This is a genomic window from Glaciimonas soli, from assembly GCF_009497155.1.
Lineage (GTDB): Bacteria > Pseudomonadota > Gammaproteobacteria > Burkholderiales > Burkholderiaceae_D > Glaciimonas > Glaciimonas soli.
Genome location: NZ_WINI01000007.1, coordinates 690312 through 716194, shown reverse-complemented (window position 1 = coordinate 716194; position 25883 = coordinate 690312). Strand labels below are relative to the sequence as shown.

General features: G+C 47.8%; 23 protein-coding genes. 16 read left to right on the top strand and 7 right to left on the bottom strand.

Going from position 1 to position 25883, the window contains the following annotated elements:
• Positions 1–654 precede the first annotated feature (654 nt).
• Both GEV47_RS15420 and fdxA read right to left on the bottom strand, forming a co-directional pair.
• On the bottom strand, positions 655–1740 hold the full coding sequence (locus tag GEV47_RS15420; protein ID WP_153235620.1) for an NAD(P)/FAD-dependent oxidoreductase: 1086 nt from the start codon (positions 1738–1740) through the stop codon (positions 655–657).
• Between the two features lie 55 nt (positions 1741–1795).
• Positions 1796–2119, bottom strand: coding sequence for a ferredoxin FdxA (gene fdxA / locus GEV47_RS15415; protein WP_153235619.1), 324 nt, complete (start codon positions 2117–2119; stop codon positions 1796–1798).
• 337 nt (positions 2120–2456) lie between these two features.
• Here fdxA and GEV47_RS15410 point away from each other — a divergent pair, with 337 nt between their 5' ends.
• The 4 genes from GEV47_RS15410 (at position 2457) to GEV47_RS15395 (ending at position 7205) form a co-directional block, all read left to right on the top strand.
• Positions 2457–3410 (top strand): cation diffusion facilitator family transporter, encoded by a 954-nt coding sequence (locus GEV47_RS15410; RefSeq protein ID WP_153235618.1) that lies wholly within the window; start codon positions 2457–2459, stop codon positions 3408–3410.
• A gap of 63 nt (positions 3411–3473) precedes the next feature.
• Positions 3474–4655, top strand: coding sequence for a nicotinate phosphoribosyltransferase (gene pncB, locus GEV47_RS15405; RefSeq protein WP_153235617.1), 1182 nt, complete (start codon positions 3474–3476; stop codon positions 4653–4655).
• 119 nt (positions 4656–4774) lie between these two features.
• Entirely contained in the window at positions 4775–6196 is a 1422-nt protein-coding gene (locus GEV47_RS15400) for a sodium:proton antiporter (RefSeq protein WP_153235616.1), read from the top strand.
• A 10-nt stretch (positions 6197–6206) separates the two neighbouring features.
• Positions 6207–7205 carry a 2-hydroxyacid dehydrogenase gene (locus tag GEV47_RS15395; protein WP_153235615.1) on the top strand — a complete coding sequence of 333 codons (999 nt, stop codon included), beginning with the start codon at positions 6207–6209 and terminating at the stop codon, positions 7203–7205.
• A 97-nt stretch (positions 7206–7302) separates the two neighbouring features.
• Here GEV47_RS15395 and GEV47_RS15390 read toward each other — a convergent pair whose 3' ends face one another.
• The 4 genes from GEV47_RS15390 to GEV47_RS15375 all read right to left on the bottom strand — a co-directional run bounded on the left by GEV47_RS15390 (position 7303) and on the right by GEV47_RS15375 (position 8765).
• Positions 7303–7668 carry a hypothetical protein gene (locus GEV47_RS15390; RefSeq protein ID WP_153235614.1) on the bottom strand — a complete coding sequence of 122 codons (366 nt, stop codon included), beginning with the start codon at positions 7666–7668 and terminating at the stop codon, positions 7303–7305.
• Positions 7669–7885: 217 nt separating this feature from the next.
• A complete protein-coding gene (locus GEV47_RS15385) occupies positions 7886–8140 on the bottom strand; it encodes an acyl-CoA-binding protein (protein ID WP_153235613.1) in 255 nt (84 codons plus the stop codon).
• Between the two features lie 33 nt (positions 8141–8173).
• Positions 8174–8404: a hypothetical protein gene (locus GEV47_RS15380; protein WP_153235612.1), complete on the bottom strand. Its 231-nt coding sequence runs from the start codon at positions 8402–8404 to the stop codon at positions 8174–8176.
• 7 nt (positions 8405–8411) lie between these two features.
• Positions 8412–8765 (bottom strand): FKBP-type peptidyl-prolyl cis-trans isomerase, encoded by a 354-nt coding sequence (locus GEV47_RS15375; RefSeq protein ID WP_153235611.1) that lies wholly within the window; start codon positions 8763–8765, stop codon positions 8412–8414.
• A gap of 291 nt (positions 8766–9056) precedes the next feature.
• Here GEV47_RS15375 and GEV47_RS15370 point away from each other — a divergent pair, with 291 nt between their 5' ends.
• The 3 genes from GEV47_RS15370 to GEV47_RS15360 all read left to right on the top strand — a co-directional run bounded on the left by GEV47_RS15370 (position 9057) and on the right by GEV47_RS15360 (position 13543).
• Positions 9057–9914, top strand: coding sequence for an EI24 domain-containing protein (locus tag GEV47_RS15370; RefSeq protein WP_153235610.1), 858 nt, complete (start codon positions 9057–9059; stop codon positions 9912–9914).
• 47 nt (positions 9915–9961) lie between these two features.
• The gene (locus GEV47_RS15365; RefSeq protein ID WP_153235609.1) at positions 9962–10798 is read left to right on the top strand and encodes a competence/damage-inducible protein A; all 837 of its coding nucleotides are present in this window, start codon (positions 9962–9964) and stop codon (positions 10796–10798) included.
• 153 nt (positions 10799–10951) lie between these two features.
• Positions 10952–13543, top strand: a complete 2592-nt coding sequence (locus tag GEV47_RS15360) for a DUF349 domain-containing protein (RefSeq protein ID WP_153235608.1) — start codon at positions 10952–10954, stop codon at positions 13541–13543.
• Positions 13544–13894: 351 nt separating this feature from the next.
• On the opposite strand, the gene xseA is transcribed toward GEV47_RS15360, so the two are convergent.
• Positions 13895–15235: an exodeoxyribonuclease VII large subunit gene (xseA, locus tag GEV47_RS15355; protein WP_228124721.1), complete on the bottom strand. Its 1341-nt coding sequence runs from the start codon at positions 15233–15235 to the stop codon at positions 13895–13897.
• A 1949-nt stretch (positions 15236–17184) separates the two neighbouring features.
• Here xseA and GEV47_RS15350 point away from each other — a divergent pair.
• The 9 genes from GEV47_RS15350 (at position 17185) to GEV47_RS15310 (ending at position 25878) form a co-directional block, all read left to right on the top strand.
• Entirely contained in the window at positions 17185–17790 is a 606-nt protein-coding gene (locus GEV47_RS15350) for a MotA/TolQ/ExbB proton channel family protein (RefSeq protein WP_153235606.1), read from the top strand.
• 19 nt (positions 17791–17809) lie between these two features.
• Positions 17810–18247, top strand: coding sequence for an ExbD/TolR family protein (locus tag GEV47_RS15345; protein WP_153235605.1), 438 nt, complete (start codon positions 17810–17812; stop codon positions 18245–18247).
• A complete protein-coding gene (lpxK, locus tag GEV47_RS15340) occupies positions 18234–19277 on the top strand; it encodes a tetraacyldisaccharide 4'-kinase (RefSeq protein WP_322741659.1) in 1044 nt (347 codons plus the stop codon). The genes GEV47_RS15345 and lpxK overlap by 14 nt, the downstream gene beginning before the upstream one ends.
• A complete protein-coding gene (locus GEV47_RS15335) occupies positions 19258–19488 on the top strand; it encodes a Trm112 family protein (protein WP_322741658.1) in 231 nt (76 codons plus the stop codon). Before lpxK ends, GEV47_RS15335 begins: the two co-directional genes overlap by 20 nt.
• A 6-nt stretch (positions 19489–19494) precedes the next feature.
• A complete protein-coding gene (gene kdsB, locus GEV47_RS15330) occupies positions 19495–20247 on the top strand; it encodes a 3-deoxy-manno-octulosonate cytidylyltransferase (RefSeq protein ID WP_153235602.1) in 753 nt (250 codons plus the stop codon).
• A gap of 243 nt (positions 20248–20490) precedes the next feature.
• The gene (adk, locus tag GEV47_RS15325; RefSeq protein WP_153235601.1) at positions 20491–21147 is read left to right on the top strand and encodes an adenylate kinase; all 657 of its coding nucleotides are present in this window, start codon (positions 20491–20493) and stop codon (positions 21145–21147) included.
• Between the two features lie 358 nt (positions 21148–21505).
• Positions 21506–24112, top strand: coding sequence for a sodium-translocating pyrophosphatase (locus tag GEV47_RS15320; RefSeq protein WP_153235600.1), 2607 nt, complete (start codon positions 21506–21508; stop codon positions 24110–24112).
• A gap of 37 nt (positions 24113–24149) precedes the next feature.
• Positions 24150–25313: a patatin-like phospholipase family protein gene (locus tag GEV47_RS15315; RefSeq protein WP_153235599.1), complete on the top strand. Its 1164-nt coding sequence runs from the start codon at positions 24150–24152 to the stop codon at positions 25311–25313.
• 166 nt (positions 25314–25479) lie between these two features.
• Positions 25480–25878 carry a ribonuclease domain-containing protein gene (locus tag GEV47_RS15310; protein ID WP_153235598.1) on the top strand — a complete coding sequence of 133 codons (399 nt, stop codon included), beginning with the start codon at positions 25480–25482 and terminating at the stop codon, positions 25876–25878.
• The last annotated feature ends 5 nt before the right edge of the window (positions 25879–25883 follow it).

The window sequence follows — 25883 nt, the reverse complement described above, 5'->3', positions numbered from 1 at the left end:
TCAGGCTTATTACCCAGAAAACCCCATCCTCTTAACCGAGGGTGGGGTTTTTGCTTTGTAAAATCGGTTTGTGCGAGCGATTGGCAAGGCCGCTTGTGAAGCAACCTCCGGCTGCGCCGACGCCAACAGCGCGATCAATCAGCGCGATGAGTACTCACTTAGATCGGCAATCGGCAAACGGTGGACGTGTAGATTGAAAATAGCTGATTCCCAAAATCTAAGTGATGACGAATTCATTAGCCAAATATCTGCTGCGCTTGTTGAGCACTTGCCATCAGGAACAAAGCTTGAACAAGTTATTGATTACGTGAAAAAACTTAACGGGGGAATGCATTGTTGAGTCAGATCCACGCAAATTCCCTTTTGGATTGTGGGGACCGCAACGTGATTTACTTATGTGTGCAATCCCGGAAAAACACGGTTTGTTCTTTCGTTCGGAGATTGGTATAAATGCAAAAATTGAAAATGAACAAATTAAATTGTTAAAAATATTAAGATATTTATATCATTTCTAATAGAGTTGAAGAACTATTACTTGCTCGCGATGCTAGCTTACATAAAATATTCGTCATTTACGGCCAAAAAAAACGCATGAAGAATATTTTCTTCATGCGTTTTTTTGCAACTAAAGACTGTACGTGCAGCTTAAAAGACTCAATCAAAAGTAGGAGACTCCACCCCCAGAATCTTATGCAGCTTAGGTGATGTTGTCGTGTATTGCATGTGTATTTTCTTGTCAGGGAAAATGTACGGTGCAGCACCAAAAGCCGCTAATGCAGCTTCATGGAAGCCAGACAAGATCAATTTCTTTTTACCTGGGTAAGTGTTGATATCACCAACTGCAAAAATACCAGGGATGTTGGTTTCAAACTTTTCAGTGTCGACTACTTTCAACTGTTTGCGCTCAATATCCAGGCTCCATTCGGCGATAGGGCCGAGTTTTGGAGACAGGCCAAAGAATACCAGTAGCATGTCGAGTGGTAAGCGGCGGGTAACGCCGTCAGGCCCGGTTACTTTGATCTCACTGAGTTTATCGTCTTTAACTTCGTGTCCGGTCACCTGGCCGACTAAGAATTGCATTTCATAGTCTTCGCATAATTGCTTCATTTTAGCGACAGAAGCAGGCGCAGCGCGGAAATCTTCGCGACGATGCAGCAAAATCACTGATTCAGCTTTGCCGACGAAATTCAATGCCCAATCAAGTGCAGAATCGCCGCCGCCGCAAATCACGATATTTTTGCCGTGAAACTGTACTGGATCTTTGACGCGATAGAACAATTGTGTATTGTCGAATTGCTCAATGCCATCAACTTTAATTGTGCGCGGTTGGAATGAGCCAACGCCAGCGGCGATAAAAATAGTTTTAGTGATGAAGCGAGTACCGAGCGATGTTTCTACATTGAAGCGATTATCTTCACGACGTTCAACCAAAGTCACTTCTTGATTCAAGTGAAAGGTTGGTTCGAACGGTTCAATCTGCTTTAACAAGTTATCAGTGAGTTCCTGACCAGTGCAAACAGGCACTGCCGGAATGTCGTAAATAGGCTTATCTGGATATAACTCCACGCATTGACCGCCAACTACTGGTAGAGAATCGATAACGTGTGCTTTGATTTCAAGTAGACCCAACTCGAATACCTGGAACAGACCGACTGGGCCAGCACCGATGATCACTGCATCCGCTTCTATCGGTGCATTTTTGCTATTGTTAACAACGGATGTAGCTGCGCTGGTTTCCATACGACTTTATTTCCTGTCTAGTTATCTTTTATCTATACGCTTAAAACAATGGAATTTAGCGCACAAGCAGATGCAATTTTTCTTTTACATCTTTAAATTCATCGGCATCCGGTAAAGGGGCGATGGTTTTGGTGATGGATGGCCAGAAGCGCGCAGTCTCAACATTAATCTTAATGAATTGCTGTTGATCAGCAGGCACATCTTCTTCAGCGTAGATCGCATTAACTGGGCATTCGGCGACGCAGACGGCGCAATCAATGCACTCATCAGGATCAATCGACAAAAAATTAGGGCCTTGGCGGAAGCAATCAACCGGGCAAACATCGACGCAATCGGTGTAGCGACAGCTGATGCACGATTCGGTCACAACGTGGGTCATAACAACAGTCCTCTGTAAGAGTGATACGAAATATTAGGCACAGAAAGGATAGAGTGGAGAGGAAAGACGTTTAAGCCAAATTTCTCTATGCCTATAGCTGCAAAGCCTTGTATTTTAAGGTAATTCGCTATTTCCCACAAATCACGGTTATATAGAATTCATATAAGCAAATGCGCAATTGGCATTTGCTTGTCCCTGCCTTATTGATGTCATGTTGAAATGATCACGGTCGGCGATTTTTACTATAAATATCATTAGCGCCGATCTTAGTTGCATAGACAGAGTAAATTAGCTAGGGTGTTGATATTTCTGTACTACTAACGGGGTCGACACAGATATGGCATCTCATGCGGAAGGCTCTACCAAGGCTATCTTTTATGCACTCGGAGCAAATGGCGGGATTGCATTGGCGAAATTCGCTGCATCCTTATATACCGGTTCCGGCGCGATGCTGGCTGAAGCAATACATTCGCTGGCGGATTGCACTAACCAAATTTTCTTATTGATTGGCTTAAAAGAAGCAAAAAAAAGCGCGAACCAAGCACATCCGATGGGTTATGGTCGGGTCGTTTATTTTTGGGCGATGATGGTGGCTTTGCTGCTATTTTTTGTTGGCGGCGCGTTTTCCGTGATGGAAGGTATCAAGCATTTGCAGCATCCAGAGCCGTTAAATAGCACTTGGGTTGCGATGGTGGTATTAGGTATTTCGGTCGTATTGGAAGCGTTTTCGCTCTATGGAGCGATGACTGAGATTCGGAAAATTTCGAATGGAAAGTCATTTGTAAGATGGTTTCGCGAAACTCGCCAGTCAGAACTAATGGTGGTGGCTGGGGAAGATATTGCTGCATTGGCCGGCTTGACGTTCGCGTTTATAGCTGTACTGTTAACCACAATTACAGGCAATCCGTTATGGGATGCCTGCGGCTCGATCCTGGTGGGCATACTATTGATGATCGTTGCGATTGTCGTCATTCGTGAAGTCAAAGCGATGGTGACTGGCGAATCGGCGGCGCCCGAAGTTCATGCCGCAATTAAACATTTCATCGAAAGCCAGCCAGAGGTAGAGCGCATCATCAACCTGATCTCGATGCAGTGGGGAGAGCAAGTGATGTTGGCAGTGCAGGCTGAAATGCGACCACAGCCGTCCGATACGGCATTAGTCGATGCGATCAATCGCGTTGAGGCAGGTATTCAACGACAATGGCCACAAGTTAAATGGTGCTTTTTTGAGCCGGATCACATTTGTAGAAACAAGCAAACTGATGAATCAGAATTATCCAGTTATCCTTGATGCTTCGTCGCTTTGTAATAAAGCGAACAAAAAAACACTCTTCAATACAGATATATAACCACCATGATTATTGCGTCACTTCTGGACACTGATTTATACAAATTCACCATGATGCAAGTGGTGCTGCATCACTTTCCGGCGGCAGAAGTTGAGTATCGCTATAAATGTCGTAATCCCGGTATTGATTTGACCCCGTATGTTGATGAAATTCGCGACGAAATTGCGGGGTTATGCCGCCTGCGATTCTCAGAGCAAGAGTTGGCGTATCTTCGGAAATTACGTTTCATCAAAAGTGATTTCGTTGATTTTTTGAGTTTGTTCCATCTGCAGCAAAAATACATCACTGTTGAGCCATCGACCGCCAATAATGGCGAGATAGATATTGTAGTGAAAGGCCCGTGGCTGCACACCATCTTGTTCGAGGTGCCGGTACTAGCGATTGTGAATGAAGTGTATTTTCGTGCAACGCAGATTACTCCGGATTACGCAGAAGGGCTGAAGCGCCTGCATAGCAAGATGGCCTTGATACGCGATGACGCGGCGATGGCGGGCTGTAAGGTGGCAGACTATGGCACGCGTCGACGTTTCTCTCATGCCTGGCATGAAGAGGTGATACGCGCCTTGCAAAAGGATTTTGGCCAGCATCTTGCTGGCACATCGAATGTTTACTTTGCGATGGAGTATGGGCTGACCCCGTTGGGAACAATGGCGCATGAATATTTGCAGGCATGTCAGTCACTTGGGCCGCGTTTGCGTGATTCGCAAATTTTCGCGTTTGAAATGTGGGCCAAAGAATATCGTGGAGATCTCGGGATCGCGTTGTCCGATGTGTACGGAATGAGCGCCTTTTTGCGTGATTTCGATATGTATTTTTGCAAACTGTTTGACGGTGCGCGTCACGATTCAGGTGATCCGTTTGACTGGGGCGAGCGTCTGATCAAACAGTTCCAGGACAATCGGGTCGACCCTACGACCAAAACTCTGGTATTTTCAGATAGTTTGGATTTTAACAAGGTAACCGCTTTATATTCGCGCTTTAAAGATCGCACCAGAGTGGCATTCGGAGTTGGTACAAATTTAACTAACGATCTGGGTTATCAACCTCTGCAAATCGTGATGAAAATGGTGCGCTGTAATGGACAGCCCGTGGCAAAACTGTCCGATACGCCGGGCAAAAACATGTGTGACGACGCTGCGTACGTGAACTATTTACGGCAAGTGTTCGAAATCACTTCAGAAGCTTGATGTGATGCGAATAGCTATAAAAATCCACGCGCTAAAATATTGTCAAATAGATTACTATTTTTGATATGCGTTGATCCGGCTTAAAATAGCCAGCTTTTTCACCTTGAAGGAAGACCAAATTGCGCACAACACAACGCATTTTCTTGGCCATTTTTTTTCTGATCGCGCCGATTGCAGCACAGGCGGCCGAATTAGATGGTTCTAAATTGTCTCTTTTATGGGGTATTCCATTTTTAGGATTGCTGTTGTCGATTGCACTAGGACCTTTGCTTGCGCCGGCATTTTGGCATCATCATTACGGCAAAATATCCGTACTTTGGTCTATCATATTTTTGATCCCTTGTGCTATCTGGCTTGGTGTACCAGTCGCTTTTGCTAGCGTAGTGCATGCCGCGATGGCCGAATATTTCCCTTTCATTATTTTGCTGCTGGCATTGTTTGTCGTCGCCGGCGGTATTTGCTTGCGTGGCAATTTACACGGCACGCCAGGGCTTAATACTGGCTTGCTGGCGCTCGGCACAGTCTTGGCAAGTTTGATGGGAACCACTGGCGCATCAATGCTGTTAATTCGTCCGCTGATACGCGCCAACGACAATCGTCAGCACTCAGTGCATATTGTTGTCTTCTTTATTTTCTTGGTGGCTAATGCGGGCGGTGCACTTACTCCATTAGGCGATCCGCCGTTATTTCTGGGTTTCTTGAAGGGCGTCGATTTCTCATGGACGTTCAAGAATATTTTGCCGGAAACCTTGTTTATGTGGACGACATTGCTAGTGATTTTTTATGCGCTAGATAGCTATTTCTTTCATCGTCGTGAAGAAGAATTACCACCAGCGTTGGACCCAACCCCAGATAATCCAAAACTATATATTGAGGGGAAAATAAATTTTGTCCTGCTGTTGGCGATCATCGGTTTGGTTTTGATGAGTGGTATCTGGAAATCCGGCGTTTCCTATGATGTATTCGGTACGCACGTCGACTTACAAAATTTGTTACGGGACGGCTTATTACTTGTGGTGATTGCTATTTCATTGTGGTTGACTCCAAAAATTGCGCGTGAAGGCAATAATTTTACTTGGGAGCCCATACTAGAAGTCGGTAAATTGTTTGCGGGTATTTTCATCACTATTGCACCGGTAATTGCAATGTTGCAGCATGGTGTCAACGGCCCCTTCGCGGCGGTCGTGAATGCGGTAACCGGAGCCGATGGACAACCGGACAATATGATGTATTTCTGGGTTACTGGTATTTTGTCATCGTTCTTGGACAATGCCCCAACGTATCTGGTGTTCTTCAATACAGCTTCTGGTGATGCCGTCGAATTAATGGGAAAACTAGGTGCGACATTGGCAGCGATTTCTTGTGGCGCGGTATTCATGGGGGCCAACAGCTATATCGGTAATGCGCCAAACTTGATGGTCAAAGCGATTGCGGAAGAGCGCGGTATCCGTATGCCGTCATTCTTCGGTTATATAGGCTGGGCTTGCGTGGTTCTATTGCCGTTGTTTGTTATCATGAGTTTTATTTTCTTCCGGGCCTAGGTGTTAAAAAATGAGCAAACCAAGAATACTCGTAGCGCGTGCTTGTTTTCCTGAAGTCCTTACCTATCTGCAGACGCACTTTGACGTCGAGTCCAATCAAGCGGACAAAATTTTTGGCGCTGCAGAGCTGATAGAAAAGTCGCGCGATAAAGACGGTATTATCAGCACTAGCAGTGAACGTATTACCGCGGAATTATTAAGCGCGTGTCCGCGCTTGAAGGCGGTTTGTAATCAAGCGGTTGGTTACAATAATATCGATATTGCCGCTGCAACCAAAGCTGGCGTGATGGTCACCAACACCCCCGATGTCTTGAACCAGACCACTGCTGATTTTGCGTGGGCATTGTTGATGGCCACTGCACGTCGCGTAACGGAGTCAGAGCATTGGCTGCGTGCGGGCAATTGGAAGCAATGGCGTTTTGATAGTTTCCTGGGGAGCGATGTACACGGCGCGACCTTGGGAATTATCGGCATGGGACGTATTGGGCAAGCGATTGCACGACGCTCTATGGGCTTTGATATGCAAGTGCTGTACCACAATCGTTCTCGTCTGGCGCCAGAGCTAGAAACACATGCCAACCATGCGCGCTACGTCAGCAAAGATGAGTTGTTGCAACAAGCCGATCATGTAGTTCTGGTACTGCCATATTCGCCAGAGTCACATCACACCATTGCTGCCAAAGAGCTTGCATTGATGAAGCCTGGCGCCACTTTGATTAATATCGCGCGCGGCGGTATTGTGGATGATGTAGCGTTGATTGCAGCCTTGCGTGATCAAAAAATCGCGGCCGCTGGCTTGGATGTGTTTGAAAATGAACCTGCTTTTCACCCTGATTTTTTGACACTGACTAATGTGGTGCTGACACCGCATATTGCCAGTGCCTCAGAACCGACACGACGTGCAATGGCTGATTGTGCCGCCCAAAATTTGGTAGCGGCATTACTCCCGGAGAAAATTGGTGGCTTGCCGCCGAATCTACTAAATTCTGAAATTATTTCATTCAGGTAGATCAAAAAAATGACCGGCAAAAGTAAATTTTGTCGGTCGTTTATGCTGTCAAAGAGGTTATCAGTTTTGTCGGTGGCAATTCCTGATTTTCTCGCAATCATTGGCCAGGGGCCAGACGTAACCATCCGTCCGGACAACTTTGGACATTAGGATAATAGCCAACTGGATCGCGGCAGTAATAACTGTAATTGGGGTCTGGAGTCACATACACACCTGGGTTATAGAGCATATAGTAAGCAGGGTCATAGTAGGGTGGATACCAAAAAAACGGACCGCCGACAATGATAAAGTGCCCATGGAAATGATCATGTGGCATTCCTGGATGCTGCCAGCTGCTACCCATTGCCATGCCGTGATGGAAGCCGCCGCCTCTTCCGCCGCCATGTTGGGCCCAAGCCAAGTTTGTCCCTAAAGACAGTATCAGAGCGATTATCGCCGCTCTTAAGACGGTGCTGGTTTTCATAACGACACCTCTTACCTTCCTTGCTTTTTACGCAATATTGCTAACGTTGTTATCTGTCTCCTCCTATAGTCAGTTTAGGTAATGCGCATCGAATCACTAATACTAATAAGTAATGTGTGCAACAAGATGTATCAATCAGCGTTTATCTAAAAAAGAAGGCCGGATCATCAAATGACCCGGCCTTCTTTACAGCGTTAGATAATCCAACGAACGAGGATTAAGCCTTCAAATCTTCTACGATATCAACATATTTCTGTTGGGCTTCTTCTTGGCTTGTGCCTTTAAGTTCATTCCACGCATCCCATTTGGCGCGGCCAACGAAGTCCGTCATACCTGGCCGATCGCCAGTGGCATCGCCGTTACTGCCTTGTTTATATAACGCATACATTTTTAACAGCGTCATATTATCTGGGCGATTAGGCAGAGTTTTGGATTCTGCGAGAGCTTGATCAAATTGTGCTTGTAGTGTCATGGGAAATCCTGGGAAAACAAAGAGAGTAATTATTTAAGGTGTTACAGCAGCAACTACAGCGCCACCCGCCTTAACGGTACCAGAGACCACAGTAGTAGCAGCGCCGACGGCAGCGGAGCCTACCGCTACTGTTGCACCCACCGCAGTAGAGGCGACACTGACAACTGTGCAGCCACCCAGTGCAAATGCGATAAATGTCATTGCCAAGGCTGCACATAACTGCGCTTGTCGCACGTTGATAATTTCTGAGGTGGGTGTAGGCATAGGTTGATTAAACGCCGTGCAATTCAACTTCGAAAATCAGCGTGGCATTTGGAGGAATCACACCGCCAGCACCGCGTGCGCCATAACCCAAGGCTGCAGGGATGGTCAATTTACGTGTACCGCCGACTTTCATTCCTTGTACGCCTTCGTCCCAACCTTTAATCACGTGGCCGGCACCGAGAGGGAATTCAAAAAGATCTCCACGATCCTTGCTTGAATCGAATTTTTTACCGGCGCTACCATCGGCATTTTGTAACCAGCCTGTGTAATGTACAGAAACGTGGTTGCCAGCTTTGGCTTCGTCGCCTGTGCCAACGATAGTATCTTCATATTGCAAACCTGAAACTGTAGTAGTCGACATCGCTTTTCCTTTTGGGTGGTTAATATTGCTGGCAGTGTAAACCAAAAATGGTAAAAATACGTTTTGCCGCAGTGTCGTTAAATCGAGGTGATGCTCGATTTAACGGAGATGATTTTGGCAACTATTTTCTGAGGGCATGTACATCAATAGTACTTTGATAAAACAATTTAAATCATAGCGCTGAACATTATCGACGCATCTTGCGCGGTAGAATAGCCGTTTTGCATTTTTGACTTTCACTATGAGCCGACCTAAGACCAACAGTCATTGCAACCGTAAGGCAGACCGCTGATGCGCTCCGTGATCGTTTCATTCGGACGTGCTTTGTTGTCGGTCCTGCATTGGCGCATGTTGATGCTGACTTTTTTGCCATTCTTGTTATCCGTCGTGATTTGGGGATTGGCGCTGTGGCTCGGATTGCAACCGCTAGTCGATGCACTACAAAACTATCTGGTAGGCAGTAGCGGTTTTGATGCTGCCAGTAATACCTTATCTTGGTTGGGTTTAGGCGCGCTTAAGGCCGTGCTGGTGCCGTGGATTGCATTGTGGCTGCTGTTGCCGCTGATGATTTTGACCGCATTGATTTTCGTCGGCATATTCGCCTTGCCAGCCATTGCGCGCCATGTCGGGAAGCGACATTATGCAGCGTTAGAACTACGCATGGGCGGCTCGTTATTGGGCAGTATCTGGATTTCGTTTTCGACCTTTTTTTTATTCTGCATCTTGTGGCTGGTGACTTTACCGCTCTGGCTGATTCCGCCATTAGCTTTTGTCATTCCTGCTGTACTGTGGGGATGGATGACTTACCGGGTGATCGCTTATGAAGCGCTTTCTATGTATGCAGACAAAGCTGAAATAAAAGCAATTCTGAAAGCGCAACGTTGGCCTTTACTGGTGATTGGCATTATCACTGGCATCATGGGCGCTGCGCCAACCTTGCTATGGTTGGGTGGTGCTCTATGGATAATCGTGGCACCAATTCTGGCCGCCGGATCGATATGGTTATATGTGCTGGTGTTTATATTTACGGGTTTGTGGTTTCAATATTATTGTTTGGACGTACTCAATCAATATCGTGCTGCGCAACCGGTGGAAAAAGCATCGACAGCTGTGGCTAATGTTGATGAAGACACTGTGCATCCTGGTTAATCACCACTTCCATTTTTCTTATCACCTACTAAGGCAAAGATACGCATATGGCATTCGGGCTTATTATCATCGGCGACGAAATTTTGTCTGGCAAACGCGTCGATCAACACTTTCCTAAAGTCTTAGAGATCTTATCGTCACGTGGTTTAAGTTTGAGTTGGGCGGAATATGTTGGCGATGATCCAGCGCGGATTACCGCAACATTAAAACGTACATTATCGAGCGACGACATTGTTTTTTGCACAGGTGGCATTGGCGCGACGCCAGATGATCACACCAGGCAATGTGCGGCGGCGGCGCTGGGTGTGCCATTGTTGTTACACCCGCAGGCGCGCGAGAAAATAGGTGAACGGATCACCGACACCGCACGTGAAAAAGGGGAGGTTCCTGATTTTGAAAGCGCGGTCAATTTGCATCGCCTGAAGATGGGGGAATTCCCACAAGGCGCCGAGATTATTCCGAATTCCTATAACAAAATTCCTGGATTTTCTGTCGTCAATCCAGGCACGCAATCACCGCAAAAAGCCGCGCAAACGGCACACGCGGGGATGCATCACTTTGCACCAGGATTTCCCGTGATGGCGTGGCCGATGTTTGAATGGGTACTGGATACTTATCACGCTGCGCTATTCCATCAAAATCCACAGCTAGAGCAATCAGTGCTGGTATTTGGTGCGATGGAATCAGCGTTGACGCCGTTGATGGAGGCGATTGAAGCAGAGTTTCCTCTGGTAAAAGTATTTAGCCTGCCGCACGTTGGCAATGCGCAGATGCGCAATCATATTGATCTCGGTGTCAAAGGTGAACCGATTCAAAGTGCCGCTGCATTCGTCAAATTATTGGCTGGGCTTGATCAGTTGCATGCGGAGTACAAACCAGCCTGATACAAGAGCTACGCAAAACTGCCTCAGTGGCGTTGTGGCTATTTGCCATACAGTCGTACTGTCTGCGTACGGCACGCCTTGCCGGAACAGTTTTGCGTAACTCTTAATTTTTTTCACAATAAACTCTTGTTCGTTTTTGATCGGTGTAATTTTATGTTTAGTTTTCTTTTCAAACGTGGTGATCGTTCTACTCGTTCTTCAACCGCAGCAAAAACAGAGGCAGCGCAGAAGGTGATCGAACAAGTTGCGCTCAAAGCAAGCAACCAGCAAACGGCGGAAAATGCGCGACAAGCGTTACTGCAGGAAGCCGCTGCACTGAAAAATGAAGAAGCTGCAATCACTTTCATTACCCAAACCGAATTTGCCGATGCGCGTTTGCAAGCAGCGCAATTGGTACAGTCTCCACAAGGCTTGAAACAAGTCTTGCAAGCGATGAGAAATGTCGACAGACGCGTTACCAAGCTAATGCAAACGCGTTTGGATACTCTCGATCGTGAACAAAAAACTGCCGAACAGGCAGCGCTCTGTTTGCAAAAAGCACGGCTTTTATACGAGACGCCATCTCTCTTGCCGAATCAAGTGGCTGATCTGGATAGAGCATGGCAATTGATCGCGCACCCGGCGGAAACACAGCAGCAAGAATTTCAGCAATTGCGCGAAAAATTGGCGCAGCGCTTATCGACGCAGGCAACTTTGCAGCGTTCGGTGTTAGCGTTGATCGCCGATATGCGGCAGTGGAATCAACAATATAAAACAGAAACACTGGCAGAATTGCCAATCGAAACTCATACGGTCGATAGTTTGGCCATGCAAGCGCAGCATGCCGAAGCCATCATGCAAGGGCATATGCGTAATGAAGAAGCCATTTCTTTACCCAAGAATCTACATGTGGATTTTGCCACTGAGATTCAAGCGTTGCAGCAGATAATTCAACATTTGAAACAGCGCGTAACGCAACAGTTAGCTCGGCAAGAGCGTCATCAGCAGGCGGCGCAGCAAAGTGCAATTGAACTTGATTCCGATGTATCGGAATTGCCACTCGATGCGCAACTTGAATCACAACTTCCACCGCCTGTAAAAGAGTCGCAAGAGAAGGTCCACAAAAAGGTTGTCAAGGTTGCGCAGGTTGAGGATGCAGCAGTCAAGCAGCAGTTTTTAGTAGCATTGAGTGGTTTGGAAACCGCGCTAGAAGAGGGCGCTTTACAAGCGGCGATGGATTGCGATAAATCGTTACGCCAGTTAGATTTTAAAGTGCTGAAAATATCGGCTGCTGATAATTCCAGATTAACGCAGGCGCGCAGTGAGCTAGGACGTCTTCAGGGTTGGGCGCGGTGGGGCGGGAATGTCTCGCGCGAGGAGTTAATGAAAGCTGCGCAAGAATTGCCCGGCTTGTCATTAGAGATTAGCGAATTGGCAAAAAAAATTGGCAGCCTGCGCGCACGTTGGAAGTCGCTGGATGTTTCTGCCGGCCCTGCACCAAAAGTATTATGGGATGGGTTTGATGTCGCCTGTAGCGCGGCCTATGCACCCGTAGCAGCGCATTTCCAACAATTAGCGCAAGAGCGTCAGTGCAATCAAACATTGGCCTTGGATGAAATCGCCCAGGTGCAGAAGTACGCTGATGAAAATATGGCGGAAAATGTGCAGCCGAACTGGAAGGCGATAGCCCAGTATTGCCAGCAAAGACAGCAGGCGTGGCGCAAGATAGGAACCATCAATCGCAGTGAAAAGAAAGCACTTGATAAGGCGTTCGCCAACGCCTTAGAAAGATTGCAAAAGCCGCTGGCTGAACAGCAGCAATACGAAATAGCCCGCAGAGAAAGTCTTATTGAAGAAGCGTCGGCATTACCTGTGAATCAGCGTGAAACGCTTGAGCACTTGCGTCAGTTACAACAACGCTGGCAAGAGCAAGCGCAAAGCTTGCCGTTAGCACGTCAGGACGAACAAAAGTTGTGGCTGCGTTTTCGCGAAGCTTGCGATGCTATTTTTGCGCAACGTAAGGAAGCTGCCTCCAGCGCTGATACAGAGCGTCGTCAGAATTTATTGGAAAAAGAAGAAGTATGTACTCGTCTGGAAGCGGTGCTTACTGCTGCTGACTTATCTGAAAATGCGCTGGTCCAAAGTGTGCGACAAGCGCACCAGGATTGGAACAAAATCGGAATGGTGCCGCGTGCAGCGGAAGCGCAGATTGCCACTCGCTATAACGCTGCTGTAACTGGTGTGCAAACGCGTATTGATGTCTATCATCAGCAGGCATTGGCTGCGCAGAAGCAGGCGTTGAGCGACAAATTGGCATTGTGTCAGGCGGCAGAAGCTAGTCTGGATTTACCTACGAACGCTGCTCACGATGGTGAAACACAGCGTGCAAACTGGCAAGCATTACCTGCACTGCCATCTGCGTTTGAAAAGGCAATGCGGTCGCGCTTCGACGTTGTTTTGAAATTGCATGCTAATGGCGATACAGCGGCGAAGAGTGCGTATTTATCTACATTGGAAAATAACCGCACTGCATTGCTGCACGAAATCTTGCGTGCAGAAACGATGGCAGGTATTGATAGTCCATCATCTTTATCACGCGAACGTCTGCAACTTCAGGTAGAAGTATTGCAAGCTTCATTAAAAGCAGGTTCTGCTGAAGTTGGTAGCAAACAGCAGTTATTGACAGTCGCCAGCTTGCCGGCATTGATGGATGATGCGAGCCATGAGCGTATGCAGCGGTTGATTTTGGCAATCGATTTCCAATAAAGACCGTGTAAGCAGGCAAAAAAATGCCTCGAATATGGAAATATCGAGGCAAACGATACCCGAGAAAAAATGCAAAAACGGGGTACCGGGGAGATTTAACACTATGTCGCCGAAAGTAGTAACGGCAACATGTAAAAAAATTTACTGCAATTTTCTTGTGCAGAAAAATGACTTCTATATGAGGTCATTTTTTTTGCTTAGTTCATCGACGATACTTTTACTTACAAATTTCAAGAGCTCACGCAAATCTGCTGCAGCGACGTTGTACTCACTTGTCGAAAATTCATACTATCTGCTTGCGGCGCACCTTGCCGGGACAGTTTTGGCCAATGAGATTACCGATTCAGACGGCTAATCAAGCGACTCTTGCACGCTATCGATTCCAACTTTTGCGCTGCCTTCGGCTAATTGCACTGTTACAAAATGGCGAGGTTGCAACTGCTTTGGGGCGCGTAATACATGTCCTTTGGCATCGGTGATGATGGCATAACCACGTTCTAAGGTGCGCTGTGGATTGAGTAACTCAAGTTGCGCATTGAGAGCATGCAATGCTTGCTGCCGTTGTTTATAGCGCAGCTCCCAGCTATGGTTGAGATGGCGACTTTGCTCTGACAGTTGTGCGCGAAATGGACGCGTATCGGGCAATTGCGCGGATAAGCGGGTGTGCAAATGTTGCAAGGTATAACGCGCTTGTTTGAGGGGGATTCCAGTCGCATGGATTAAGCGTGCTTGCACGTTTTGTAATTTTAAACGTTCGTGACGAATCGCTGTCGTAGGGTTGATCAGGCGACGCGTGTAGTTATCTAAGGTCTGGCTGGTTTGTTGCAACTGACGTCGCGTGGTGCGCGTCAATGCAGTCGCGTGGTGTTCAATCGTTGCCAGCCAGTCGTTACGTGGAACAGTCGCCAGCTCGGCAGCTGCAGTGGGTGTTGCCGCGCGCAGATCGGCAACGAAGTCGGCGATGGTTACATCAGTTTCATGCCCAACACCAGAAATGACCGGCATACTTGCCGCAGCAATGGCGCGTGCCACATTTTCGTCGTTGAATGACCATAAATCTTCTATGCTGCCGCCACCCCGACAAACTAATAAGACCTCACATTCAGCACGTGCCGATGCCGTCATAATCGCGCTGGCAATTTTTTCCGCTGCGCCGTCACCTTGTACAGGCGTCGGATACAAGATCACCCGTACATGAGGCGCACGGCGTTTCAACGCCGTCAAAATATCGCGCAATGCTGCCGCTTGCAAACTCGTGACTACACCGATGCAGGTGGCATAGTCGGGTATCTGGCGTTTGCGATTTTGATCGAATAAACCCTCGGCATTGAGCTTTTCTTTCAAACGTAAAAAAGCTTCATACAAATTACCGCTACCCGCACGACGGATTGTTTCAACATTGAGTTGATAATCACCTCGTGGCGCATACAGAGTGACTATGGTGCGGACTTCGACTTTGTCACCTTCGCGCGGCGTAAAGTCGGCATATTGTGCTCGCCCTTTAAACATGACTGCACGCACTTGTGCTGCGTCATCCTTTAAAGTGAAATACCAATGACCGGAGGCGGCGCGGGTGAAGTTGGAAATTTCTCCGGCAACCCAGGCCAACGGAAAATTACGCTCCAACATACGCGCTACGGCTTGGTTTAATGCCGATACGGTCAGTACGGGAGGAGTGAGGGAAGCGCTCATGAGATCTTTCAGTCGATAGCTGTAGGGCGGTATTGTAAAGCCTAAGTTATTAAGTGATGTCATGCACACACCGGCGCCATTCTCGCGAACGTGGGAATGATGGCGGTTAGATCATGAGGGCGTAATGTCAGTGGCCAATAGCTGCATCGCTACGATGCAGCTTGGAAAAGTCTCATTAAATCAAATACTTAGTACTATTCACAGGGTGTTGCGCACAAACTTATCCACAATATATGTGGGTAAGTGTGGCATGAGGCGATAGGGATAAGCGGCGACGGTGGCGATCATCGAAGGAAAGCAGCGTGCGATCAATCGCTTGCGTAGATATTGGCTCGACTGACCGTTATTTCTCTGGAGAAGTGGCGTTTACCCATTAATGCTCAGGAATTGCATCGCTACGATGCAGCGTGGAAAAGTCTCATTAAATCAAATGCTTAGAGCTATTCATATGGTGTTGCGCACAAACTTATCCACAATATATGTGGGTAAGTGCGGCATGAGGTGATGGGGATAAGCGGCGATGGCGGTGATCATCGAAGGAAAGCAGCGTGAGATCAATCGCTGGCGTAGATCTTGGCGCGGCTGACCGTTATTTCTCTGGACAAGTGGCGTTTACCCATTAATGCTCAGGAATTGCATCGCTACGATGCAGTTTGGAAAAATCTCATTAAATCAAATGCTTAGTGCTATTCACATAGCGTTGCGCACAAACTTATCCACAATATATGTGGGTAAGTGCTGCACGAGGCGATGGTGATAAGCGGCGACGCTAGTAATCATGAATGAAAGCGGTGTGAGATCAATCGTTTGCATAGACCTTCGTGCAGCTGGCCACAATTTCTGTGGACAAGTGGCATTTACCCATTAATGCTCAGAAATTGCATCGCTACGATGCAGCTTGAAAAAGTCTCATTAAATCAAATACTTAGTGCTATTCACATGGTGTTGCGCACAAACTTATCCACAATATATGTGGGTAAGTGCGGCATGAGGCGATGGGGATAAGCGGCGATGGTGGCGATCATTGAAGGAAAGCAGCGTGCGATCAATCGCTGGCGTAGATATTAGCGCGGCTGACCGTTATTTCTCTGGACAGGTGGCGTTTTCCCATTAATGCTCAGGAATTGCATCGCTACGATGCAGTTTGAAAAAGTCTCATTAAATCAAATGCTTGGTGCTATTCACATAGCGTTGCACACAAACTTATCCACAATAAATGTGGGTAAGTGCGGCATCGAGTGATGGATGATCGCTTGCGACGGTGATGAACACTTATGGAAAACAATGTGAAATCAATCACTTAAGTTGATCTCAGTGCTGCTGTACACAAACTTGTCCACAATTTCTGTGGACAAGTCCAATGTGTTATCTCCTGTTTGGGAGTTGTGTATATGTGGCGGAAACGGACAAGGTTTTTCGCCGCCGAATGACAGTTAACTTTGATAACTATGGATATTTATTGAAATTGATGCACGCGTAACCATGGCTGAAATTGACAAGGTAATCAAGGGGTTAAGCAGATGCCAGTCATGTTGCGCACAAAGTTATCCACAAAATTCGTGCATAACTTTTATGCGAGTTATTGGAGGCACCCATGTGTATTTTTGATGCAGCATAAGAAATCTATTTAAAATCAAATGCTTAAGGAAATCTCATGGGAGTTACCCACAATCTTGTTCACATAAAATGTGCGGAACTTCACAGGCAAAAAAATGAGCGACTGAAAAACAAATACATTCTATGTATAGCACCACTTGCTCTGAGTGCTGCAACAGTTTACATTCTGCATCCAGCAAGTTATCCCGCATAACTATTTATACCTTGTTGCGCCGCGTAGCCGTACATCTGTACTGGCTGCGTTGGGAGCAAAGTCTAAATAGTTATGTGGGATTACTTAAATGACGTGCCTTAATAAATCATCCCATCCGTTTGTTTTCAAGGAGTTACTTTTGTTTGCCATTATTCAAGCTGCAGGCTGGCCGATTTGGTTGTTGTTGATTGCTTCTATCATCGCGACCGCATTGATTATTGAGCGTTTGGTGTATTTGCGTCGTGCCCGCATTTTGCCGCCGCAATTGTTGCAAGAAGTGACGCGGGTTTATCACAACGGCAAAATTAACCCTGAAGTGATTGCGCATTTGGAAAGTAATTCCCCGCTGGGTCGTGTTCTCGCTGCAGGTTTGCGCAACGTCAATGCGCCACGCGACATTATGAAAGAAGCGATAGAGGAAGCCGGCCAAGCGACTGCGCATCAGTTGGAGCGTTTTTTGACTTCGCTCGGTACGATTGCGTCCCTGGCACCATTGATGGGCTTGTTCGGCACGGTTGTCGGGATGATTGAAATTTTTGGCGCGACTAATGGCGCAGGTGCAGATCCGACTCAGTTGGGACATGGGATATCTGTCGCTTTATATAACACTGGTTTCGGTTTGGCGATTGCTATGCCGGCATTGATTTTCTACCGCCATTTCCGCGCTTTAGTGGATAGCTTTATTGTCGATATGGAGCAGCAAGCCATTAAGTTTGTGGATGTTGTGCATGGATCACGTAAATAACTATAAATAGAGCGTAAACATGAATTTTCGCAAAGGCAGAGGAAGAGAAGAGCCTGAAATCAATTTGATCCCGTTCATCGACGTCTTGTTGGTGATCGTCATTTTCTTGATGGTGACCACCACATATAGCAAATTTACCGCGCTGCAAATCACGCTGCCGACCGCTGACGCTGCGAAAATGGCGGAGCCGCCATTTACTATCAACGTCGCTGTCACCGCGCAAGGTCAGTATGCCGTCAACAAGCTGCAAGTTTCATCCAAAGATGCAGCTGACCTGGCAGAAGATTTGAGGACCGCAGCGCAAAGTGATGAAAACAAATCTAAAGAAACACCTATGATCATCATCAATGCGGACGCTATGTCGCCGCACCAAATGGTGATTAATGTGTTGGAAGCGGCGCGTATGGCAGGGTTTGAAAAAATCACTTTTGCGGCACAGGCGAGTGGGCATAAATAAAACTTTATTGGAAGAAAAAATAACCGCGGCCTGGCAACGGCGCGGTTTATTGGCGTGTGTATTGTGGCCGTTGTCGCAGTGTTACCGAGTGACTACGGCGGCTCGCCGTTATGCCTACCGTCAAGGCTGGCTTGCCAGCGTACGGTTGCCAGTTCCTGTCATCGTAGTTGGTAATATTTTTATTGGGGGTACTGGCAAGACGCCATTTGCGATCTGGTTAGTGCAAGCCTTGCGTCAAGCCGGTTACGTGCCGGGCGTCATTTCACGTGGTTACGGTGCAGAAAATAGTGAGAGCAGCCGCGAGGTTTTGGCAGACTCCAGCGCCACCGAAGTAGGCGACGAGCCATTGTTGATCGCTGCTCGCGGTGTCTGCCCTGTGGTGGTGGGGCGCAATCGGGGCGCCGCTGCGCAGGCCTTGTTACAAGCGCACCCTGAGGTGAATGTCATCATTTCCGACGATGGCTTGCAGCACTATGCTTTGCAGCGAGATGTCGAAATTGTTCTATTCGATGGACGCGGGACGGGCAATGGTTGGTTATTACCCGCAGGACCTTTGCGAGAGGCTGCAACGCGCAAGCGTGATTTTACGATAGTGAATCTGGCTTCGACCGAATCTATTCCAGCATCGTTACCGGCTTCTGCCGTGCGCATGTCTTTAGTTGGCACGGTTGCGGAGCGTCTTAATGACAGCACACAGACACAAGCTTTATCAACATTGGGACAGCAGTCCTCGCGCATGTTGGCAGCCGGTGGTATCGGCAATCCACAACGCTTTTTTACGCTACTCAAAGCCAGTGGTCTGGTCATTACCGCGATGGCATTGCCGGATCATTATGATTTTTCTGACAATCCTTTTGCGGGCAGCGATGCAGAGATCATCCTGATTACCGAAAAGGATGCAGTAAAATGTCGCCAGATCGCCGCCATTAAAAATGACCCGCGTATATGGGTCGTTCCCGTCATTGCGAAAATTGATGACGCGCTGGCAAACCAAATTCTGGAGAAACTCCGTGGACACAAAATTACTTGATATTTTAGTTTGCCCGTTGTGCAAAGGGCCGTTGCAACATGACAAAAAAGCACAAGAACTCATCTGCAATGGTGATAGATTGGCTTATCCGATTCGTGATGGCATTCCGATCATGTGGGTGGATCAGGCACGTGATCTGAATGATAGTGCGGTTGCCAGCGCAGCTGCGTCAGCAGCAAAATCGGCGTCGACTGAAACTAAGGACGCTTGAGTATTTATGGCCTTCACTGTCATTATTCCTGCTCGTCTGGCGTCTACCCGTTTGCCGAATAAGCCACTAGCCGATCTTGGTGGCAAGCCGATGGTAGTGCGGGTCGCAGAACGTGCAGCACTATCTGGTGCCGCGCAGATTATCGTCGCAACAGACCATATTGATATTGCCCGCGCATGTGAACAACACGGTATCGCGGTACGTTTGACCCGTGCCGATCATCCATCTGGCACTGATAGAATTGCTGAAGTAGCGGCAGCGCTGGGTTTGCCGGCTGAAGCTGTCGTAGTCAATGTACAAGGCGATGAGCCGTTGATCGATCCGGCATTGATTGCCGCAACTGCAGCGCAGATATCAACCACCGTACCGATGGCGACCGCGGCCCATGTGGTTGAGAGCGCTGCCGATGCTTTCAATGCCAATGTCGTCAAAGTCGTGCTTAACCAAGCGGGACGTGCCATGTACTTTTCGCGGGCAACGATACCATGGCACCGCGATGGGTTCGCACAATCGACAGACCAACTTCCTGCGGGCTATGAACCATTAAGGCATATTGGCTTGTACGCTTACCGCCAAGATTTTTTGCAAATGTATCCAACACTGACAGCATCACCGCTAGAGCAAATTGAGGCGTTGGAACAGTTGCGAGTACTGTGGCACGGTTACTCAATAGCGGTGCATATTGCACCATCAGCGCCAGCCGCGGGCGTTGATACTCCCGAAGATTTGGCGCGTGTGAGACAGTTTTTTACTGTTTGATGACACCGGTTTGGTAAAATTGTATGAATTATGTGGTAAGTTTCATGCAAAGCATGTGTGTTGGCGTGTTATAAAAAAAGAAAACGCGCAAAAAAAACACAAAAAACGCACTTGATGACGTTGCCGCAGATAGGGATCACACAAAACCAAGCCGTGCAATTGGCACTATTGTTTAATGTGGGTCCAACATGTTCGCAGGCCGTTATCGCAATCAATTTTCAAACTCATCTTAGGATTTTAAATATGCGCCTCATCCTTTTAGGAGCGCCCGGTGCCGGTAAGGGCACGCAAGCAACCTTCATTAAAGAAAAGTTCAACATCCCGCAAATCTCTACTGGCGATATGTTACGTGCAGCAGTGAAAGCGGGAACACCATTAGGTCTGGCTGCAAAAAAAGTCATGGATGCCGGTAATTTGGTGTCGGATGACATCATCATCGGTTTGGTCAAAGATCGGTTGAAGGAACCAGATTGTGCTAACGGATATTTGTTTGACGGTTTTCCACGGACAACTCCGCAAGCCGATGCGATGAAAGATGCGGGCGTCGCGATTGATTATGTTTTAGAAATCGATGTACCTGATGAAGCCATTATTGAACGCATGAGTGGCCGTCGTACGCATCCGGCGTCTGGCCGCACATATCATGTCAAATTTAACCCTCCTAAAGTAGAAGGCAAGGATGATGTGACCGGCGAAGAGCTGATTCAACGTGAAGACGATAAGGAAGAAACCGTCAAAAATCGCCTGGCCGTTTACCATAATCAAACCAAAGTACTGGTTGACTACTATGGTGACTGGGCTAAATCAGGTCAGCCTGGCGCACCAAAATATCGTAAGATCAGCGGTGTCGGACCGGTAGAGCAAATTCGTGACAGTGCATTCACGGCACTGGAAAACTAAAAAAGCGGACTTTATGTCCGCTTTTTTATTTGTCAAATGATCCAGCGTCCGTTACGATGTTTTTAATATCAGGTCATAGATTGGAGCAATACCAAATAATTGATTTCAACAATACCGGGTTCATCCTCTCTAACGCGGGAATGACGAGGTGATTTTCAACATGATTATTTGGCTTTGCTTATTTGCAGTAATTTACTAAAAGCCAGCCCAGGCTACTTCTGAAAAAAGGGCGACGAAAAGTTTTGCAGTGCGCAGGTTCGCAGAAAAATTTTTGATTTTGTGATTGTGTTTTGTTTTACTTTGCCGTGCTAGTAGTTAGTTGAATGGACTACTAATTCTAAAAACAGAAGGAGTCAACATGACATCAGCTGGTGTGTGGTTTGCCCTCGTCTGCGGCGTGATTGCCGTTGTTTATGGTTTAGTCTCACGTAAATGGATATTGCAGCAAGATCCTGGCAACGCACGTATGCAGGAAATTGCAGAAGCAATTCAGCAGGGCGCTGCAGCGTACTTAGCGCGGCAGTACCGCACCATCGCCGTTGTCGGCGTAGTCCTTTTTATCCTTATCGCGATTGTTCCCGGCCTTGGTTTGATGACGGCACTCGGCTTTTTAGTCGGTGCCTTGTTGTCGGCCGCTTGCGGTTTTATCGGCATGAATGTCTCGGTACGCGCCAATGTCCGCACCGCACAGGCCGCGAGTAATTCTGGCTCGGGTTTGAATGATGCTTTGAATGTGGCATTTCGCGGTGGCGCGATTACCGGCATGCTGGTGGTTGGACTCGGCTTGTTGGGAGTGACGGTTTTTTATCTGCTGCTGACTTTGTCGTCGGGGCATGCCGAGATGAGCTTGCATGACATCCTTAAGCCATTGATCGGCTTGGCATTTGGCGCTTCGTTGATTTCCATTTTTGCGCGATTGGGTGGCGGAATTTTTACCAAAGGTGCAGATGTCGGCGCTGATCTGGTTGGTAAAGTTGAAGCTGGAATTCCAGAAGATGATCCGCGCAATCCGGCCGTGATTGCCGATAACGTCGGTGATAACGTTGGCGACTGCGCTGGCATGGCGGCTGATTTATTTGAAACTTATGTCGTCACGTTGATTGCTACCATGTTGCTGGGCGCACTGCTGGTGAAGGGATTTGAATTACAGGCGGTGCTTTATCCATTGGTGCTCGGTGGGGTATCAATTCTGGCATCGATCATGGGATGCTCGATGGTCAAAGCGAAACCGGGCAAAAAAATCATGTCGGCGCTGTATACCGGTTTGTGGTGGGCTGCGATTCTGAGCTTGATTGGCTTTGCGATTGTCACTTGGCTGATCATGCCTTCCGGATTACGGATCCCGATGATGGGCTCAGCTGCCATCGGCATTGTCTTGACTGGCGTGATGGTATATATCACGGAATATTACACCGGCACTGATTTCAAACCAGTGCGCCATATCGCCGAAGCATCAACCACTGGTCACGGCACGAATATCATTGCTGGACTCGGCGTCTCCATGAAGTCAACAGCGTATCCGGTCTTGGCGGTGTGCGTGGCAATTCTTGCTGCTTTTTGGATAGGTGGGTTATATGGGATCGCCATTGCAGCGACAGCCATGTTGTCGATGGCGGGCATCATTGTGGCATTGGACGCTTATGGGCCTATCACCGATAACGCCGGTGGTATTGCAGAAATGTCTGGAATGCCGGAAGAAGTCCGTGCGATTACCGATCCACTCGACGCGGTGGGTAATACTACCAAGGCAGTAACCAAAGGTTATGCGATTGGTTCGGCTGGGTTGGCGGCTTTAGTGCTGTTTGCCGATTACACTCATGCGCTTGATTCAGTCGGCAATAGTACTTCGTTCGAATTGTCCAATCCGCTGGTGATCGTCGGATTGTTCATCGGTGGCCTGATTCCTTATTTGTTTGGCGCGATGGCGATGGAGGCAGTGGGGCGCGCTGCGGGTGCTGTGGTGGTCGAAGTGCGACGTCAGTTCCGGGACATCAAGGGCATCATGGATGGCAGCGGTAAGCCAGAGTACGATAAAGCCGTTGATATGTTGACTGCTTCGGCTATCAAGGAAATGATTATTCCATCTTTGTTACCGGTAGTAGTGCCGATTGCAGTCGGGATGTTATTGGGATCCGCTGCTTTAGGCGGCTTGTTGATGGGCACGATTGTTACTGGTTTATTTGTTGCGATTTCGATGACTACCGGCGGCGGTGCCTGGGACAACGCCAAGAAATATATTGAAGATGGCAATCATGGCGGCAAAGGTTCGGAAGCGCACAAAGCTGCGGTAACCGGTGACACGGTGGGCGATCCATATAAAGACACGGCAGGACCTGCGATCAATCCACTGATTAAAATTATCAATATCGTCGCTTTGTTATTAGTGCCGTTGTTGCCCATGGGTGGTTCAGGTTTGATTGCAAAGATGGGGCATCAAGGCGAACTGGTAGGCGATGTTGAGCCAGCGGTCAGCACAGTGGCACAGGCTGCAAACGAGACCAACAATATGTCTGATGTTGCTAGTAGTGACGCCAGCGGAACGGAGGCCGTCGCAACCACTGCAGCCATTGCGGCCGCTGTTCCAGAGAATACGGCGATGGTACACAAGAAGCCCGCCAACAGTCCTGCCAAGTCATCCAAAGCCACCAGTAATAAAGCGGTGATTTATTTCGGCGAAGGCAAAAAAGATGTGCCGGCAGGAAGCGCTGAAAAACTGGCTGCAATAGCCGAAGCGATTAAAAATGATCCGGTAGCGAAGGTAGTACTTTCTGGATATCACGATACCACCGGCAGTGCCGCCACCAATGAAGAGATTGCGAAAGAACGTGCCAAGAACGTTAAAGCTTTATTGATAATGGACGGTGTTCCAGAAAATCAGATTATTTTGAAAAAGCCGCAAGTGATTAATGGAACAGATAATGGCGCGAGTGCTGCTGCACGCAGAGTAGATGTGAGCGTGCAATAACAATTCAGGCTCATGTAAAAGTAAAGGTGAGTATTAAATGAAACCCAGTATCGGCCTCATTTTGACTGGCGGTGGCGCGCGCGCCGCTTATCAAATTGGCGTGCTCGATGCAATGAAAACTATTCTGCGCGAACAAGGTTGGGCCGCGCAGCGTAATCCCTTCGATATCATTTGCGGCACCTCGGCCGGCGCAATCAATGCGACCGCGTTGGCCTGCCATGCAGATAATTTTGGGGTTGGCATGCGCCGATTGATGTCGGTGTGGCAGAACTTTACTACCGAGCACGTTTATCGTGCCGATTCACTCGGCGTCATACGCACCGGCGCACGCTGGCTATCGTTGTTATCGTTTGGCTGGTTGCTACGCCAGTGGCATGCGCATCCACCGACTTCTTTGCTGGATAGCTCGCCACTGGTCGGGTTGTTACATCGCCTGCTTGATTTGAATCGATTGCAAATGGCTTTGCGTAATGGCCATTTGCAGGCGCTGGCAGTGACTGCATCTTCTTACAGCAGTGGCTTGCATTACACGTTTTATCAAAGCGAGCTAAAACTTCAATCCTGGACGCGTAGCCAACGGCGGGCGATTAAAGATCAAATTAGCATCGCGCATTTATTGGCATCGGCTTCCATCCCGTTTATTTTTCCAGCGGTGCCACTGGATTGTAGTGGACATAAAGAATATTTCGGCGATGGCTCCATGCGCCAATTGGCGCCGATTTCACCAGCGATTCATCTTGGCGCACAGAAAGTGGTGGTAGTGGGGACTAGCAATGCAATGTCAGCATCAGCTGATTTGCCGCCAGAATTTAATTACCCCAGTTTGGCGCAAATCGCAGGACATGCTTTATCCAGCATTTTTCTCGATGGCCTGGCGGTTGATATTGAGCGTTTGGAGCGGATCAATCACACATTGTCTTTTCTTACGGAAGAACAAAAACAGCAGTCAACATTAAGACCGGTAGAGATGCTGATCATTTCACCATCAGAGCACATTGATGATGTGGCTGGTCGCCATCTTGATAGTTTGCCGAAACCGATCAAAGCGCTGTTGGGCGGGTTAGGGGCGAGCGAAGTGCGTGGTGCGGCATTGGCGTCGTATTTGTTGTTTGAGTCTTGTTATACGCGAGAGCTGATTGCGATGGGGCAAAAAGATACTTTTGCTCGCAGGCAGAATGTGGTGGACTTCTTTGCCGAATAAATGTTATTAAAAAACACAATCAGAGAATCGGTAAAGTTGGTGCCAACTACCTATTGGGAGACGCAATCTATTGCAATAGTTGATTCATTTTCAGCAACACGTTACTCTATGCCATCAACATACTTAGTCTGAACAAATGATAAGTCATACTAATAAGCAAAAAATAATGCGCCAGGTTATTGCGCCCAGTTGGCACGCAGCTGTAACGCGTTATTGTTTGCTATTTTTTGTTGGATTGTTGTTATCAATGCAGGTATTGGCGCGGAGTGCGTCGCCGTCAGATACAATTTCAGTAGATCAACTTCCTCCGCAGGCGCAACAGACGTTAATGTTGATTAAGCAAGGTGGCCCATTTCCGTACGCGAAAGATGGCGCTGTCTTTGGTAATTACGAAGGGCTTTTACCTAAACAAAAGCGCGGGTATTATCACGAATTCACCGTAAAAACACCGCGCAGCAGAAATCGTGGTGCACGCCGTATTATTTCAGGCGGGGCAATTGGTTCATCTGGCGAATATTACTATACTGACAATCATTATGAGACTTTCAGGCGCATCCAGGAATGACGGAA